This is a genomic window from Candidatus Peregrinibacteria bacterium, from assembly GCA_016699145.1.
GTDB lineage: Bacteria > Patescibacteriota > Gracilibacteria > UBA1369 > 2-02-FULL-48-14.
The window spans coordinates 683961-697592 of record CP064962.1 but is presented as its reverse complement, the minus strand read 5'-3'; the positions used below and the strand labels follow the sequence as shown (position 1 = coordinate 697592).

General features: G+C 45.5%; 18 protein-coding genes and 2 tRNA genes. 8 read left to right on the top strand and 12 right to left on the bottom strand.

The window, feature by feature from the left end; translation table 11 throughout:
• Positions 1–7: 7 nt before the first annotated feature.
• Complete coding sequence (smpB, locus tag IPG41_03895) at positions 8–451, bottom strand: SsrA-binding protein SmpB (protein ID QQR54320.1); 444 nt, start codon at positions 449–451, stop codon at positions 8–10.
• A 134-nt stretch (positions 452–585) separates the two neighbouring features.
• On the opposite strand from smpB, the gene IPG41_03890 reads away from it, so the two are divergent.
• Positions 586–756, top strand: coding sequence for a hypothetical protein (locus IPG41_03890; GenBank protein ID QQR54319.1), 171 nt, complete (start codon positions 586–588; stop codon positions 754–756).
• An 83-nt stretch (positions 757–839) separates the two neighbouring features.
• Here IPG41_03890 and IPG41_03885 read toward each other — a convergent pair whose 3' ends face one another.
• Positions 840–1733 carry an IS481 family transposase gene (locus IPG41_03885; GenBank protein QQR54318.1) on the bottom strand — a complete coding sequence of 298 codons (894 nt, stop codon included), beginning with the start codon at positions 1731–1733 and terminating at the stop codon, positions 840–842.
• A 53-nt stretch (positions 1734–1786) separates the two neighbouring features.
• On the opposite strand from IPG41_03885, the gene IPG41_03880 reads away from it, so the two are divergent.
• A complete protein-coding gene (locus tag IPG41_03880; GenBank protein QQR54317.1) occupies positions 1787–3358 on the top strand; it encodes a hypothetical protein in 1572 nt (523 codons plus the stop codon).
• 34 nt (positions 3359–3392) lie between these two features.
• Here the strand turns inward: IPG41_03880 and IPG41_03875 are convergent, their stop codons facing one another.
• Entirely contained in the window at positions 3393–3536 is a 144-nt protein-coding gene (locus IPG41_03875) for a hypothetical protein (protein QQR54316.1), read from the bottom strand.
• Positions 3537–3630: 94 nt separating this feature from the next.
• Between IPG41_03875 and IPG41_03870 the strand changes: the two genes are divergently transcribed.
• Positions 3631–4047, top strand: a complete 417-nt coding sequence (locus IPG41_03870) for a hypothetical protein (GenBank protein ID QQR54315.1) — start codon at positions 3631–3633, stop codon at positions 4045–4047.
• Positions 4048–4170: 123 nt separating this feature from the next.
• On the opposite strand, the gene IPG41_03865 is transcribed toward IPG41_03870, so the two are convergent.
• From IPG41_03865 to IPG41_03840, 6 genes are all read right to left on the bottom strand, one after another.
• Positions 4171–4260 (bottom strand) — tRNA-Ser (locus tag IPG41_03865).
• A 67-nt stretch (positions 4261–4327) separates the two neighbouring features.
• On the bottom strand, positions 4328–4582 hold the full coding sequence (locus tag IPG41_03860) for a hypothetical protein (GenBank protein QQR54314.1): 255 nt from the start codon (positions 4580–4582) through the stop codon (positions 4328–4330).
• A gap of 234 nt (positions 4583–4816) precedes the next feature.
• Positions 4817–5068, bottom strand: coding sequence for a 50S ribosomal protein L28 (gene rpmB, locus IPG41_03855; GenBank protein ID QQR54313.1), 252 nt, complete (start codon positions 5066–5068; stop codon positions 4817–4819).
• A 66-nt stretch (positions 5069–5134) separates the two neighbouring features.
• Positions 5135–5425: a hypothetical protein gene (locus tag IPG41_03850; protein ID QQR54312.1), complete on the bottom strand. Its 291-nt coding sequence runs from the start codon at positions 5423–5425 to the stop codon at positions 5135–5137.
• 23 nt (positions 5426–5448) lie between these two features.
• Positions 5449–6282: a hypothetical protein gene (locus tag IPG41_03845; GenBank protein QQR54311.1), complete on the bottom strand. Its 834-nt coding sequence runs from the start codon at positions 6280–6282 to the stop codon at positions 5449–5451.
• Between the two features lie 3 nt (positions 6283–6285).
• Positions 6286–6942, bottom strand: coding sequence for a DUF1266 domain-containing protein (locus IPG41_03840; protein QQR54310.1), 657 nt, complete (start codon positions 6940–6942; stop codon positions 6286–6288).
• Between the two features lie 73 nt (positions 6943–7015).
• On the opposite strand from IPG41_03840, the gene IPG41_03835 reads away from it, so the two are divergent.
• The 4 genes from IPG41_03835 (at position 7016) to IPG41_03820 (ending at position 9782) form a co-directional block, all read left to right on the top strand.
• Positions 7016–7630, top strand: a complete 615-nt coding sequence (locus IPG41_03835; GenBank protein QQR54309.1) for a site-2 protease family protein — start codon at positions 7016–7018, stop codon at positions 7628–7630.
• Between the two features lie 97 nt (positions 7631–7727).
• On the top strand, positions 7728–8780 hold the full coding sequence (locus IPG41_03830; protein QQR54308.1) for a transposase: 1053 nt from the start codon (positions 7728–7730) through the stop codon (positions 8778–8780).
• A 279-nt stretch (positions 8781–9059) separates the two neighbouring features.
• Positions 9060–9135, top strand: a tRNA-Thr gene (locus IPG41_03825).
• A 32-nt stretch (positions 9136–9167) separates the two neighbouring features.
• Positions 9168–9782, top strand: a complete 615-nt coding sequence (locus IPG41_03820) for an NYN domain-containing protein (GenBank protein QQR54307.1) — start codon at positions 9168–9170, stop codon at positions 9780–9782.
• A 510-nt stretch (positions 9783–10292) separates the two neighbouring features.
• Here IPG41_03820 and IPG41_03815 read toward each other — a convergent pair.
• Entirely contained in the window at positions 10293–11279 is a 987-nt protein-coding gene (locus IPG41_03815; GenBank protein QQR54306.1) for a Fic family protein, read from the bottom strand.
• 446 nt (positions 11280–11725) lie between these two features.
• Here IPG41_03815 and IPG41_03810 point away from each other — a divergent pair, with 446 nt between their 5' ends.
• Positions 11726–12280 (top strand): DUF1697 domain-containing protein, encoded by a 555-nt coding sequence (locus IPG41_03810; protein QQR54305.1) that lies wholly within the window; start codon positions 11726–11728, stop codon positions 12278–12280.
• Here IPG41_03810 and IPG41_03805 read toward each other — a convergent pair.
• The gene (locus tag IPG41_03805) at positions 12222–13289 is read right to left on the bottom strand and encodes a PspC domain-containing protein (GenBank protein ID QQR54304.1); all 1068 of its coding nucleotides are present in this window, start codon (positions 13287–13289) and stop codon (positions 12222–12224) included. The genes IPG41_03810 and IPG41_03805 overlap by 59 nt on opposite strands.
• A complete protein-coding gene (locus IPG41_03800; GenBank protein ID QQR54303.1) occupies positions 13273–13617 on the bottom strand; it encodes a PadR family transcriptional regulator in 345 nt (114 codons plus the stop codon). Before IPG41_03800 ends, IPG41_03805 begins: the two co-directional genes overlap by 17 nt.
• Positions 13618–13632 lie beyond the last annotated feature (15 nt).

The window sequence follows — 13632 nt, the reverse complement described above, 5'->3', positions numbered from 1 at the left end:
AGCGTGTCTAGTCGCGAAGGGAGGTTTCGATGTGGCGCTGCAAGTCGCGTTTTTTGATGCTGTCGCGTTTGTCGTATTGTTTTTTACCCCGACCGATGGCTATATCGATCTTTATTTTGCCCTTCACTAAGCCACATTCCAGAGGGACCACCGTAACACCCTTGGTGTCTAAAGCGCCAGCAATTTTTAAGATCTCTTTTTTGTGAAGCAGGAGTTTTCGTGTTTTTTCGGGGTCGTATCCCTCCAGATTTGCGTGCTCGTAAGGGGCGACGTGGAAGTGTTTGATGAAAGCCTCCCCTTTGTCCACTGTGATGTAGGCTCCTGTGAAATGGGCTCCGCCTTTTTTTATGGATTTCACTTCATGGCCTTTGAGCACGATGCCCGCCTCAAAGCGCTCCAGGACTTCATAATCAAAACGTGCCCGTCGGTTTTGTACTAGACTTTTTTGCATGATTCGAGCATAAGGGGAAGATAAATAGCCGTCAATTTTACTATTTAGGCAACGGTACTTGTCTTCATATCTGTTTACAAGGTGTCCACTCGCGTCTAGACTTTTGACCAGTTTTATTCTTTAACACGCTAACCATGAAACGCTTGCAAATGCTCCTTGCATCTTTCGGAGTTATGGCTCTCATGCTCGCTGGTTGTAACAGCGAAGGAGGAACCGAGCCTGCTACCGACGATGTAGGTGGTGCCATGGAAGACACTGCACCTGCTGAAACTCCAGAAGTTGCTGGTGAAGAAGATGCTGAATAATCTTCCCTCGCTTTAGCGTTGCTAAAGACTAAAGGCCCTGCGCAAGCGGGGTTTTTTAGTGGGGCCTTGGCACTGTTTTGTAATCAATAGCTTTGCATCACTTCGTTAGGAGTTAGCATGTGAAGACCCATGTGAGGACGTTCAAAATTGTAATAGTGAAGGAAGTCAGGGATTGCTTTTTTGTAAGCCTCTAAAGTCTTTGGGACTCGGGAGAGGCATTCCTCCTGGATGGTTCTGTTGAATCTCTCCACATAGGCATTGTCTGTGGGTGTTCGTACTCTTGAATGCCTGTGCTGAATTTCATTAGCTACAAGCGTTTTAGTGAGCCACTTGGAAAACTCACTTCCATGGTCTGTCTGGATCATTTTAAGTTCAAAGGGCATGTCTTCTTGTGAGTGCTGAATAAACTCCCAACTTGCGTGGGTTCCAATCTTCATCACCGGCATAGCAGAGGCCCATCTGCTGCACACGTCCAGCATAGTGTATACATAAAGTCTGTCATAATAAGGCCCATCCACAATCGTGTCTATTTGCACCAATATGCCTGGTTTTTCAGGCCGCGGTCTTTCCTCATACTGGTGCCACTTCTTCCACTTGCTGTATTTGGTCATCTCGTTCCTTTTGAGTGTTCTCTTCACACTGGAAAGACTCACTTCGTAGCCATCTCTTTCCAGAAAATAGTGAATCACTTCTGCACACCGCTGGTACTTGAGTCTGTACTCTATGACTTTCTGCACTGTCTCTGCAGAAAGCTCACTGGGGTGCGAATGGGGACGTGAGCTTTCTGTGGGAATGGTGTGGCCATAGTTATTGCCTCTGAGCTTTTCCACCCACCGCACAATGCTGCTTTGGTTAAAACCTGTGTGTCTGGCCACTTCGCGTGTGCTCCAGCCTTTTCCAGAACTAACTTTGCTGCCTCCATTCGCACCCGAGGCAGATGGGGATTTTGTGTGTATGCCATGTCCATATCTTTGCACAGGGGTGATGCAAAGCTATTGAACCATTACAGGCACTTGACTAAACTTCAGTTATGTTTTATCATCTACTTATGAGCAGTGCGGGAAAACAGTCAGATCTAAAAGCCCTTTCTACGGAGCCTGTCCCCCTTCAGGCATCCCCTCTAACTATGGAGGCGATTGACCGTTTGATTAAAGACGAAGTCAATGGAGGAAATGAAAACTTCTTTCGCGAAGCTATGGAAGCAGCAGGGGAACAGTATGAAAAGTATTTGGCGGTTGGAAGGAAGTTTGAGCGAGCGAATGGTGTCATTCGAACTCACAATGCTGAAATTGAAGCACAGGTCCAGCGTGTGGATGAGGTCCGTTTGGAAGAGAGAAGGGAGGCCTGGAATCAGACCATCGATAATCCTAGAGAGAGATTGCAACAACTGGAAGGTTCCAACACGATGGCGGCGGCCATGCGCTTGCTTATAGAGGATGAGGCGAAACTTTTGAACGCGATATCTTTTTTACCGACTGGACATCGAAGCGTGAAGGCTATTTTGAGAAAATTAATGCCTGGCGACGAAGGGCTGATCAAGAAGCTCAAGACCATCACGGTGGAGTCCCCTCATATTGAACAGGAATTCCATCAGCTTTTTAGTTTTTTCATTAGCGCTTTCGATAAGGTGAATCTATCTCCTGGTTCTGGAGGAGAGTGTGAGTGGTTTTCAGGGGGTGACAATAAATTGCTTCTCTTACCTCCTTTACCTCTTTCTTTGAATGACCTCCTTCAGTTTTCCCAAACTAAACTAGGAGGTCTTTCTGACCCTGAAAAGCCCCATAAAGTGGATCAATTCGTACGCTGGATGATTTCTGGGCTCAACGGTGGGGATGAGGATATAAGTTCTCCCGAAGAGCTTTATGAACACTTGTACAAATTGTACGAGTGTTACCGTGTCGACAATAGTGCGGATGCTAAAGTGCAGGCACTTCGTGAAGGAAAGAAGTCCGAAATAGATAAGCGGACCATCGATACCGAGCAAGGGAAAGCTTTAAAACTAAACTGGCCCGAGTTGTCTAAGTACACCTTTGTAAGGCGAGAGTTCCTTGCTGCGCATCGGCAAGCCTATGAGCAAGATAAAAAAATCGAAAAGACACTAAAAGATAACTTGGGTGGTGGGGCTATTGACAGTGGCTATCTAAAACTATGTGCTTTGAGAGAGAAAGCAAAAGGGGTCTTTTCTAGATTCAACATGTCGGGATGGCAAACTCGGGAGTTGAGAGACCTTGAGAGAGAGTTTGCAGTCAAGCCAGATAAGTATGCCCAGATGCTCTTTGACCTCTATGGTATGGCGGTCTACTTTCACACGATTGGGCATACCCTTCGGGAGAAGGGGGCCACAGAGGTGCAACGCCAGCAGGGCTTAGAGACGATGCTTTTTGCCGTAGGGATGACGACAGTGCTTGACCGCATGGTTGCGATGTTGGAAACGCGTTTGGCAGTGGCGTCCGTGACGAGCTTTGAAATGGATGAATTCACTCAGTTTGCAGCAGCGATGGATGCTCTTGCCCGCAACCCGCTCAGTTTACAGGTTAAAGCAATCATTGGTGAGAACATTGAAAGATTCCGCGCAGCTTTGGAGGTGGAAAGGGCAGAGTAGGTAAAGATTGGTGGAAGTCCTTATCCCTGAACTTTCATTCATGGTTTTGCATTAAAGGGAGAGTTTTGGCTTCTTTTAAGGCGGATTGTTTGAAGCGTTCATCCACGGCATTCAGATCCACAAGGTCTATTTTTCGAAGGGTAGGGATGGCTTCAACTTGAGCAAGCATACGAGTCATTTGGTCAAAAGGGATGATTGTTTCGCTTAAAACTCCAATGTTCTTCCTTTTTTTGAGATGGCCTCTAGAATAAAGTCAATTAACATCAATTCTCATGTCTGCTCTCGACGATCAAATCATCCGTGACTTACAGCAAATTGTCGGGCAAAAGCCTGAATTCTTCCTCTTTGTTTTAGAAACTCGCGGTTTCAGGATGCCCATGATTTTTTTAGCCTTGATGCTGCTTAGATATAGAAAATTCTGTACTTTGGCCTATGCCAAAAACAGATTTTATTTGCTCGCTCTGAATCCTTGGAGCAATGAAGCATTCACTCAAGAAGGAATGGGGTCTTTTGAGGTCTCCGAAATAGAAGAAGCTAAATTGAGTCACCTTGGGCGCCTTTACCTGTTTCGAATAGCTCTAAAGGATGGTCGTGAAATGGTTTTCATGCCTATGGAAAGTATTCCTGGCAAAAAGCCCCAAAGCTACAAAGAAGCGATCGAAAAAATGAGGAAAGCCTTAAACGTTTGATGTGTTCTTCTCGTCTATTGCCCAGAGGGGTGAGAAGGAGGACTTGAGCGTGCGTAGAGATTTTTCAGTGGGTCTCGTAGGTCCCACTGGTAAAAAACCGTTAGGTTTTGCTTTCGTGATTTCTGGCGGAGGGGGGGAGATTCGAACTCCCGAAGCCCTTTCGAACTTACACGCTTTCCAAGCGTGCGCACTAGGCCACTATGCGACCCCTCCGTTTGGCTTTTTCAAAATTCTTGAAAGAAGCGGACTCTTTTTAGCGGAAATAAGCCTTAAAATCAAATCAATTGCTGACGAATACGGCGCTTTCTTGGAAGGTTTTGAGAATTTCATCCGTCCAATCTTCATTTAAGAAATTCCCGCGGATTTCGTAAACGGGCTGATTCGTTTCATCCTTGGCTATATAAAGGGTGATGATGCCTCCACCCATGCCCGCTTCGGTGACTTTGAGCGCTTCAAAACCTCCGATGTTTAGGGATTCCCACTGTGGAGCGCCTAGCTCGGGAGCCCCTGTTTCACTTTCTAATGCCGCTTTCATTTCGGTAATGGTCTGTCCGCTTTCTTTAGGAGAAAGTGGGTTCTTCGGACACCTCTGTTCCACCAGTCAGGCAGGCGGTGAGTGTGAAGAGGCTGAGAAAGGCTAGAAGAGCAGCTGTTTTCATGTTGAAGGTGAAACGAGCATCTACCCTACCTGAATTTTAGGCCCAAAAAAAGCCCCGTCTTTGAAGGAGCTGTTTTTGGGTGCTTATTCTGAAAGCGGTTTGAGTCTACTTTATTTTATACTCTTCTTCAAGCTTTTTTTAGCGAGCAATTTAACCTGATCGCGGAACTTTCTTGGATTCTTTGCGAGGGTGCGAGCGGCGCGAGCGGTCATGCGAATGCTGACCATTGTGCCGGAACTTTCATCCAAGACCTGTTTTTTGATCAAATTGGGAAGATAACGGCGCTTCGTTTTGCGATTGGAGTGAGAAACATTGTGTCCACTTTTAGGACGTGCGCCGGTGAGTTGGCAAACTTTAGACATAAAAAGGTATCAAATGCCGCGTAATCTTAAAGGAGAAGAAAGGGTTTGGCAAGCGAAAAAAGGACATCAAGCCCATCCGAAAATCATTCCATAAGTCACGAGGACTCCTAGAATGGACACGACGAGACGTGCGCCTTGGGGGTGATAACGTTCGGGCACGGGGATCAGAAGTAGTTCGACTAGGCCTCGGACCTTGGATTGGTTCATTAAAAAGAAAATTTTATATTCGTTTTTCTTGCCGAACCAGCTCCCCAGTACGCCTGGAAGGTTGATGAATATGGACAGGAAAGAAAAGACACTGACGGCAAAGAAGACACAGCCTGCCACGAGCAAGATGGTGGGGGTATCGGAGGGCATGATTAAAAGGTTAGAAGTAAAGATTAAATGAGGGCTTGGTACAGCAAATTGTCGATCAAAAGTTTGTCTATGAGTGTGTCTTCTGCCACCTGGAGCTCACCTTCGGCGTTGGTGTAGTAACTGCATTTGATCAAACTCAAGACATTCAAATTTTTGCATTGAGGGCATTGATTGAGGGTTAGACGGGCGTAAGGATCGGGGATTTCGTAGTCGGATTGGGTGTTTTTATAAGTGCGGAGTTTTTTAAAGGCCTCGAGATCGCCCGAATAGATTCGGTTCATCAGCTCTTCATTGGGCAAACTCACGATGGATTCCTCCTGTTTTTGGTCATCTAGCCATTGTTTGCACTCTTCGCAATAGATCGAGTCGCGGAGGTAATAAACGCTCATCAAACTGCTGAGGCTGACGATTACGGCTGCTTCTAAGGCCCAGATGCCGTACAAAGAGTTGCCGGTTGGGGTCCAGCTATTTAGACTCCAGACGCCTTGAAGGGCCAGGTTTTGTAGGGCACCCATTCCTTCCATTGGGTTGAAAAACCAAGCGCCTTCCTGAAGGTAAAGCCAAATCACCCATTGAACGTAGACGGCAAATAAACCTGTTACAAAGCCCAAGAGGACGGCGATTTTTTGGTTTTGCAGATTGCCTTTCAATGCGGCCCATCCCACGCTTTTCCCAACGAGAATTCCGTAGGCAAGAGTGAAGACAAAAAGAATGTAAATGAAGGGCACATAAAAGACGAGCAGTGCGTAGAGTGGACCCAATAACAAACAGCTGATCAAACCTGCCGCCAAGGCGCCTACAGCGCCGTTTGGGTCCGTATTTCCAGAAAGTGAATAGGTGGGGAGGACGTGTTTCATTGCTTAGAGTTTAGACAAGACGGTGAATAAACCGATGACAAAAGCAATGGAGAACATAATCACAAATACATACAAAAAGAACATGTAGGTTTTGGAAATGATGGGGACTTCTTTGAGCACCAACTCTTCTTCATTCAGAGGGGTGCGCCAGTCCATGTACCACAAGCTTGAGGTGTCGTCGAATAGGGTTTTGCAGGCAGTTTCTAAAGTTTTATTGTCTTTTTTATCGCCACCCCAAAGGGTTCTTCCTTCAATGTATTTGGCTCCTAAACTTCTCCAAGAGCTGTACTTTTTCTGGAGCAATCTAGCGATGGGGAAGCAAAGTTCCCAGCTTTCTTTTTCATTTAAAAATCCGGCTGTATGTCCCATGCCGCAAAGATAAATGTAACGCACCAAATCCCATGCCAACATGTCATCTCTTTCCCAAGCGCTGCGGTCCCCTGTGTGCTCTAACCAGTTTAGCACACCGAGCAGGTCGTTTTTTGAAGTCACCTCCCACGCGTTATTCAAAATTCCTTGCGTCATGTCTTTGTTCCCGGGTGTGGGTTGATAAGTCCCCAGATGATTGAAAGAGTCTCCCCAGGCTTCGGCCAAATGGGCCGTGGAGGCTAAGATCCATTTTTGAGCGGGGGTGTATTCTTTAACAGGAATTCCGTACATGGGTGAAAATGATATGGATCAAACCTTAAAGAATGTTTGTCGTTTGTCAAATTTTTTGTTAAAAGGAAGGGGTATGTTTCTTTCGCTTCACTATCTTTTGGCGCTGGTTTTAATCCTCACGGTTCATGAGGCCAGTCATGCGTGGGTGGCCATGCGTCTGGGGGACCCCACGGCGGAACGGGCGGGGCGGATCAGTTTGAATCCTTTGCGGCATTTGGATGTGCTAGGCACACTGATGCTGTTTTTTGTGGGCATAGGATGGGGGAAGCCGGTGCCTGTGAACCCCAGAAACTTTGAAAAGCCCTTTCGAGATGAGGCGTTCACGGCTTTGGCTGGTCCGGCGGCCAATTTGATTTTGGCATTTGCCGCAGCCATTCCTTACAGTTATTTGCCTGTGAGTTTTTTACAGTTTTTTTTTGGAGCGGTCTTGCAACTTTCCATTGTGCTTTTTTTATTCAATATGCTGCCTTTTCCGCCCTTGGATGGATCTAAGTTTTTGACTCTGTTTGTTCCGGTGCGTTATCGGGCGACTTATCTGGATTTTTTGGATAAAAGTACACCTTATTTTATCGCTCTAGTGGTGATTGATCTTTACCTCGGGGAGCGGATTTTTGGAGTGTCATTGGTCTCGGATTTGGTGGCCTGGGCTACTTTTTGGCTGAGGACGGCCATTTTGGTGATTGTATGAGTGAGCATACGTAGTTTCACGAATTTCAAGTACAGCTCAGGGGAAAAGGAAGAGGGAGTAGAGTAGAGATACTTTACTTCTTCACCCCAACTCCCTCATGGAACAATATAACATGACGAAAGGCATTCGTGGACTGAGAAGATTACTTCGGCAGTTTAACGAAGCTACTTTAAAGCCCTGGCAGAGAGACGTACTTAGAGAAAGAATCCTTATTTTGGATTGGTACGACCATAATGGAAAGAATAAAGCCAAGACTGCCAGGGCTTTTGAAACTTCTAGAAGCCACGTACAAAAGCTGGTGAAGGCCAGAAAGGAAGAAGGACTGGGTGGTCTTATTCCGAAAATAACAGGACCCAATAACAAACGTGGATTTAATCTCACCAGTGAAGAGAAACAAGAGATTGAACGCTATGCAAGGATGTTTCCAGATTGGAGCCACAAGAAGCTTCACATGTTTCTTCACCAGCACAGCATTTCCACCTTGTACCGCTATTTGGCAGCAAAAGGATTACTGGTTCGTAATCGCTGCCCCGGGTTTCACAAGAAACCAAAACCTAGGTCTGCTTGGAAAGTCCAAAGAAAGAAACTCCCCAAGGACTACCAAATCTTAAAACCTGGAGACTTGGTAGTCCTAGATTCCATCGTTGAGTTTGTGGACAGCGCCTTCAACAAACTGTACTTCATTACCTGTGTGGATGTGGCCACCAGGATAGGTTTTGCACTCGTAACCAAGCACCACAGTTCCAAGGCGGCCAAAGCTTTGCTGGAAAAGATGGAAGAAGTGCTCCAGACCAAGATTAAAGCTGTTTTAACAGACAACGGCAGTGAGTTCCTGGCGTACTTCCATAAAGCCTGCCAGCAGCAAGGGATTGAGCACTTCTTCACTCGCCCCAGAACACCAAAAGATAATGCGATTTGTGAGCGATTCAACCTTACTTTGCAACAACACCTCTACTGGAGAGTGGACTTAACCAGTCCCATTTACAAGATTAATGAGGTGCTCGCGGATTGGCTCGTGGAGTATAATTGCCTTCGTCCACATGAATCTCTCAATATGAGACCTCCAGTTGCTCACTACTTTCATCTATTCTACTCCCCTCGCCCCATCCCCGAGGTGTACTTGAAACTATGGAACCGGACAGAGCATTGACTATTTTCCTCCTTATCTTTAGAATGTCTGCCGACAAGGTCGACAATGTTCGTAAGACCCATCACGGCGGTACTTGGGCTCCCTCGGGAGCTCACTGAGTGTCCCTCAGAACCATTTCGCCCGGGCAAACGGCAAAGTCGTCCTTTTCGTTTGGGCGGGATTCTGGAGAGGCATACCCTTGTCATGAGTGTCTCCTGGGCTTTGTGCACACGCTCTCAAAAATTCCTCTAGCCTTGGCGGCGGATTTTTGCTTAACTATGCCAGCAAATCCCTCTAAGTGCCGCGATAGCTCAGTCGGTAGAGCGCGTCCATGGTAAGGACGAGGTCTCGGGTTCAATTCCCGATCGTGGCTCCAGTTTTTGGATGTACTTTTTGTAGCATTTTGTTATGCTCGAAATCATGGAAAATAAGTCTAGAATCGCTGTTTTTGTAGATGCAGGAAATCTGTGGAGTTCCTATAAGAAACTCGGAAAAACGCTTGCTCTTGAAAAATTGCCCGATTTCTTTGCTCAGCAGTTTTCAGGTGATATTTTCAGGGTCTTCTACTATGTTGCGTACCCTGCTGAAGGAACTCGTCCAAAAGCTGAACTTGATGGACATCACCGTTTTTTGACCTTCCTAAAGAAAGGCTTGAACTTTGAGATTGTGAAGAAACCTCTGAAAACAATTCATCTTAGAAATCCTGATGGAAAGTTGATCGTAGATCAACGAACGGGGAAACCTCAGTCCATGGAGAAGGGAAATTTCCATGTGGAACTGACGATTGATGCGATGAAATATGTTGATGAATACGATATTGCCATTTTGATGACAGGGGACTCAGACTTTCTCTCGTTGATCACTCACTTGAGAACCTTGATTCGTCCCAAGCAGGTTTATATTTTTTCTACAGAAGGGAATATTTCGCAAGAGTTACGAACAGGAGGCGATGGCTATTTTGATTTGGCGAGTTATCCAGAAATTCACGGTACTCCTCTTGGTTTCAGAAAAGACAAAAAATAGCCCCACCGAAGTGAGGCTATTTTCTATGGTTTGATAACCCCCTAAGTATGGTTAACTTAGGGACTTATTGAGTTTACCTGTGTTTCATGGGTTGGTCAATCAGATCGCAGAGCGGATGTCCTTATTTCTGAAGAAAGTATGTCAACGCAAGTAGAATACAATGCCTGAGGGGCTTTACTGGAACGTCTTCATTTACGTTAAGAATAATAGCTCGATTGCCTTGGTATTTGAATTCACGGGGATATATTTCTCTGAACGTTGAAATAAGATTGGTTTGGCAGTGAAAGTAGATGGCGTATTGCTCAGGCTGAGCCTTTATTTGATCTATACGAATAATGCTTCCACTTTTGGTTTTACTTCAAGCTGAACGCATGCTAAGTTTGCCGTGGATGTACTCCTCCAGCGTACTTTGAAAATTGGATCTACAAGTCTACCAAATGGCTACAGCAAGCCAAAAAGGTGGTACACCCTATAGACCAATTTCATGGTAAATGCAGAGTTGTGAGCTTTTTAGTTGTCGCTCGGTGCTAGAAAATTGGATAGTTGCTTTTCGATGGAGGTCACTTCGTCGAGTCTCTTCAGATATGTTTTATATGTTTTTTCGAACTGTTCAATCATAAAATTCATGTATTTGTGAGTTTGTCCTTCCATTCCATTTTTGAAAGCATTTTTATGTGCTTCCCACTGGCTGTTCCAAAGAATGATTGGATGGTATTTATGCTCTTTTAAGATTGCATTCATAAGCAATCTTCCTGTTCTACCATTACCATCTATGAAAGGATGGATTCGCTCGAATCGGTAGTAAAAGGTAAAGGCTAGGTCTGGTGGATATATTTTATGTTTGTTTTTAGCATACCATTCGAAAAGCTCTTCAAGTCTATTTTCGATCTCTTCGAATGGCGCGGTTTCTTCATTCCCAACCACAATGGGCTCTTCTCGCAAATTGTGCTTAGCAGGTTCGTGTTGCAGCAATATCTTATGGAGTTTCACGAGTTTACCGATATTGATTTTTTCAATTGTGTTTTTTGACTCTTCTAGTGCTTTTATGCTGTTTTCTACTTCCGCGTTGCGCTTCGTGGTTGCTGTATTCACGATCTTCTCTATTTGTTCTCTTGGGACCTTACTCCCTTCGATCTTATTCGAGTTGTAAATAAAGTCGATCACGAAAGCAGATTCCATGGCATGTTTTCCTAATGACCCCAACTCTTGCTTTTGCCTGTAAAGATTTCCTCTCAAAGCCTCTATTTTCTGTATGACTTTGTTTGTGAATGATTTTTTTGTTTTTACCCTATTCGTCCAATACTTTGTGCGTGCTGATATTTCTTCTCGTTTAACCTCTTCCTTGAAAGCGAGTTCTTTTTTGAACTTACCCGTACTGGAATCTACTCTTCCCAAAGATTTATTCTTTGGAAGAGTTACCCCCTTCGTAATATAGATACTTTCCCTTGCATAAAGGTATTCTTTCCCGCCGATTTTTTTAACCGAAAACGTCAGCATTTTCTTATAGATTTTAACTTAAAAAGTAACACTAAACATTTCTTACAGGTTTATTATACTGGTTTTTATTAACCAAATAAAGACAATAATCTGGATATGGCTAGTAGCCCACGAGTCTATTCAAAACGAGGATGCGACGTCGGGATTTTACTTCAACCTGAACGCATGCTAACCTTGCCGTGGATGTACTCCTCCAGTGTACTTTGAAAATTGGATCTACAAGTCTACCAAATGGCTACAGCAAGCCAAAAAGGTTGTACATTCAATAGACCAATTTCATGGTAAATGTAGGGGACTGGGCTCTTTTATGAGTCCCAGTCTGGATCGTCGAAGTGATCACCCAAGACTGCTCTCAACATGTCCTCGATTTGTTGTGGGGATTGACTTGCGCTAGCTGGTGCCTTTTTAGAGGCTAATAAAGGATGTCTCCGTGCTAAACTAAACCCATGACTCAATATGCCGCTTTTTTACGGGGGATCAACTTGGGGGGACGCACGGTCAAAATGGCCGAACTCAAGGCGGTTTTAGAAAAGCTGGATTACAAAAACGTGAATACGTTTTTGGCCAGTGGGAACGCGGTTTTTGAGAAGGAGCCGTTGTCTTCACCGCACGCTCTGGAAATGGAGATGGAAGAGGCGCTTGAAAAGAAGTTTGGCTTCAAAATTCCGGTACTTGTGCGGACTGTGGAAGAGCTTCGCGCGCTCAAAAATTTGCAGGTCTTTAAAGACATTTTGCTGACCCCCGCCACACGGTTTTACGTGACTTTTTTGTCCCAAGACGCCACGGGTTCTTTGAAGTTGCCGTACAAAGATCCTGCTTGTGACTTCTGCATTTTAAAGCTGGAAAAAGGAGCCCTGTTCAGTGTGATGGTGGTCGGGGAGGATCGGGGTACGGTGGACGCGATGGCCGTGATTGAAAAAAAATTTGGCAAACGCGTTACGACTAGAAACTGGAATACGATTGAAAGAATGCTGAAATGCTTGCCCAATTATCGAAGATAAACGTGCCCGTCACGCCGAGGGCGGTGAGCCACAGCATAAGAAAAATGAGCAAAGTGGAGGCCTTAATGACCGAATGTTTGCGCAGTAGGCTGTAGCCTCCTAAAAGAGCTAGAAGCAGTGGGAGCAGCACGGTGAAGTAAGCCGAGAACAGGAAGACGGTTTGCATGTGTGCTTCTAAAGGCAGAAAGGTGGAGAGAGTGTAAGGGCTGCTTGGGATTCTTCCGTCGGTGATTTGCCATGTGAGACCCACGTTGAGCATAGAGATTCCGGCGATGCTCACCAAAATCAGAACTGCTCCGCTTGCTATGCGCAGAACTTTTACGAGCATCCAGAAGATTTTTCCGAGTGCGTGGAAGATTTTTTGAAGGACGAGTTCAATTTTACGAGCTCCGTTTTTTACTGCGCTTAAATCTTTTTTTTTTAATTTATCGACTTCTCTTTTCACTGATTTTTCGATCTCGTGCAGGGTGATGCGTTCCCCACGCATTTCCAATTTTTGGGCGGTGCTTTCGGCCACGGGCATCAGTATCCACAGCAAGATATAAGCCACAATGCCGAGTCCTCCAAAGAAGACCGATGCGAAGAAGATCAGGCGTACAAAGACCGTTTCGACGCCCAGGTAAGCGCCCAGTCCGCTGCACACCCCTGCAATGATCACGTCGTCGGGATCACGATAGAGTTTTCGGGTGCCGAGGTCTGAGTTTTTCTCGGTGGATTTTTCCTCCGCTTCGTCTTCTTCTTCCTCGCTGAGTTTTTTAAAGTCTTTGAGTGTGCCCATTTCGTGGATGACGCTTGCAACATCGCGGTGAGTGACGGCTGCATCTTTGTTTTTGCGATGGCCAAATTTCTCTGCGATGCTGGCTTCGATGTCTTCGACAATTTCGTCCCCGTCTTTGTCTTTGGAAAAATGAGTTTTGATGGAATTGAGGTAGCTCGCCAACGCTTCGTAGGCGTCTTCTTCGACGATGAAAACCAGACCACCGATGGTGATATTAAGAACTTTTTTCATGTTTTTTCATTAAAGAATTGATGGAGGTGTAGAGTTCAGACCAGGAGTCTTTGAGGCCTGCCAGTGCGGCTTGGCCTTTGAGGGTGAGCTTGTAGTATTTGCGAGGGGGCCCGCTCTTCGATTCTTGCCATTCGTAGACCACAAGTTCGTGGCGTTTGAGGCGGCTTAAAAGGGGATAGAGTGTGCCTTCCACGACGATGAGCTGAGTGTTCCGGAGTTTTTTGAGGATGTCTGAGGCGTAGAGTTCATCGTTTTCGATAGTGACGAGAATGGCGAATTCCAAGATGCCTTTTCGCAGTTGCGCTTTGATGTTTTCGAGGTAGTCCATAACTAGAGTGTATCA

Excerpts from the sequence above, each read along its gene's own strand:
- smpB (QQR54320.1), bottom strand. The coding sequence starts at position 451 with ATGCAAAAAAGTCTAGTACAAAACCGACGGGCACGTTTTGATTATGAA.
- IPG41_03890 (QQR54319.1), top strand. The coding sequence starts at position 586 with ATGAAACGCTTGCAAATGCTCCTTGCATCTTTCGGAGTTATGGCTCTC.
- IPG41_03880 (QQR54317.1), top strand. The coding sequence starts at position 1,787 with ATGTTTTATCATCTACTTATGAGCAGTGCGGGAAAACAGTCAGATCTA.
- IPG41_03875 (QQR54316.1), bottom strand. The coding sequence starts at position 3,536 with ATGACTCGTATGCTTGCTCAAGTTGAAGCCATCCCTACCCTTCGAAAA.
- IPG41_03870 (QQR54315.1), top strand. The coding sequence starts at position 3,631 with ATGTCTGCTCTCGACGATCAAATCATCCGTGACTTACAGCAAATTGTC.
- IPG41_03860 (QQR54314.1), bottom strand. The coding sequence starts at position 4,582 with ATGAAAGCGGCATTAGAAAGTGAAACAGGGGCTCCCGAGCTAGGCGCT.
- rpmB (QQR54313.1), bottom strand. The coding sequence starts at position 5,068 with ATGTCTAAAGTTTGCCAACTCACCGGCGCACGTCCTAAAAGTGGACAC.
- IPG41_03850 (QQR54312.1), bottom strand. The coding sequence starts at position 5,425 with ATGCCCTCCGATACCCCCACCATCTTGCTCGTGGCAGGCTGTGTCTTC.
- IPG41_03845 (QQR54311.1), bottom strand. The coding sequence starts at position 6,282 with ATGAAACACGTCCTCCCCACCTATTCACTTTCTGGAAATACGGACCCA.
- IPG41_03840 (QQR54310.1), bottom strand. The coding sequence starts at position 6,942 with ATGTACGGAATTCCTGTTAAAGAATACACCCCCGCTCAAAAATGGATC.
- IPG41_03835 (QQR54309.1), top strand. The coding sequence starts at position 7,016 with ATGTTTCTTTCGCTTCACTATCTTTTGGCGCTGGTTTTAATCCTCACG.
- IPG41_03830 (QQR54308.1), top strand. The coding sequence starts at position 7,728 with ATGGAACAATATAACATGACGAAAGGCATTCGTGGACTGAGAAGATTA.
- IPG41_03820 (QQR54307.1), top strand. The coding sequence starts at position 9,168 with ATGCTCGAAATCATGGAAAATAAGTCTAGAATCGCTGTTTTTGTAGAT.
- IPG41_03815 (QQR54306.1), bottom strand. The coding sequence starts at position 11,279 with ATGCTGACGTTTTCGGTTAAAAAAATCGGCGGGAAAGAATACCTTTAT.
- IPG41_03810 (QQR54305.1), top strand. The coding sequence starts at position 11,726 with ATGACTCAATATGCCGCTTTTTTACGGGGGATCAACTTGGGGGGACGC.
- IPG41_03805 (QQR54304.1), bottom strand. The coding sequence starts at position 13,289 with ATGAAAAAAGTTCTTAATATCACCATCGGTGGTCTGGTTTTCATCGTC.
- IPG41_03800 (QQR54303.1), bottom strand. The coding sequence starts at position 13,617 with ATGGACTACCTCGAAAACATCAAAGCGCAACTGCGAAAAGGCATCTTG.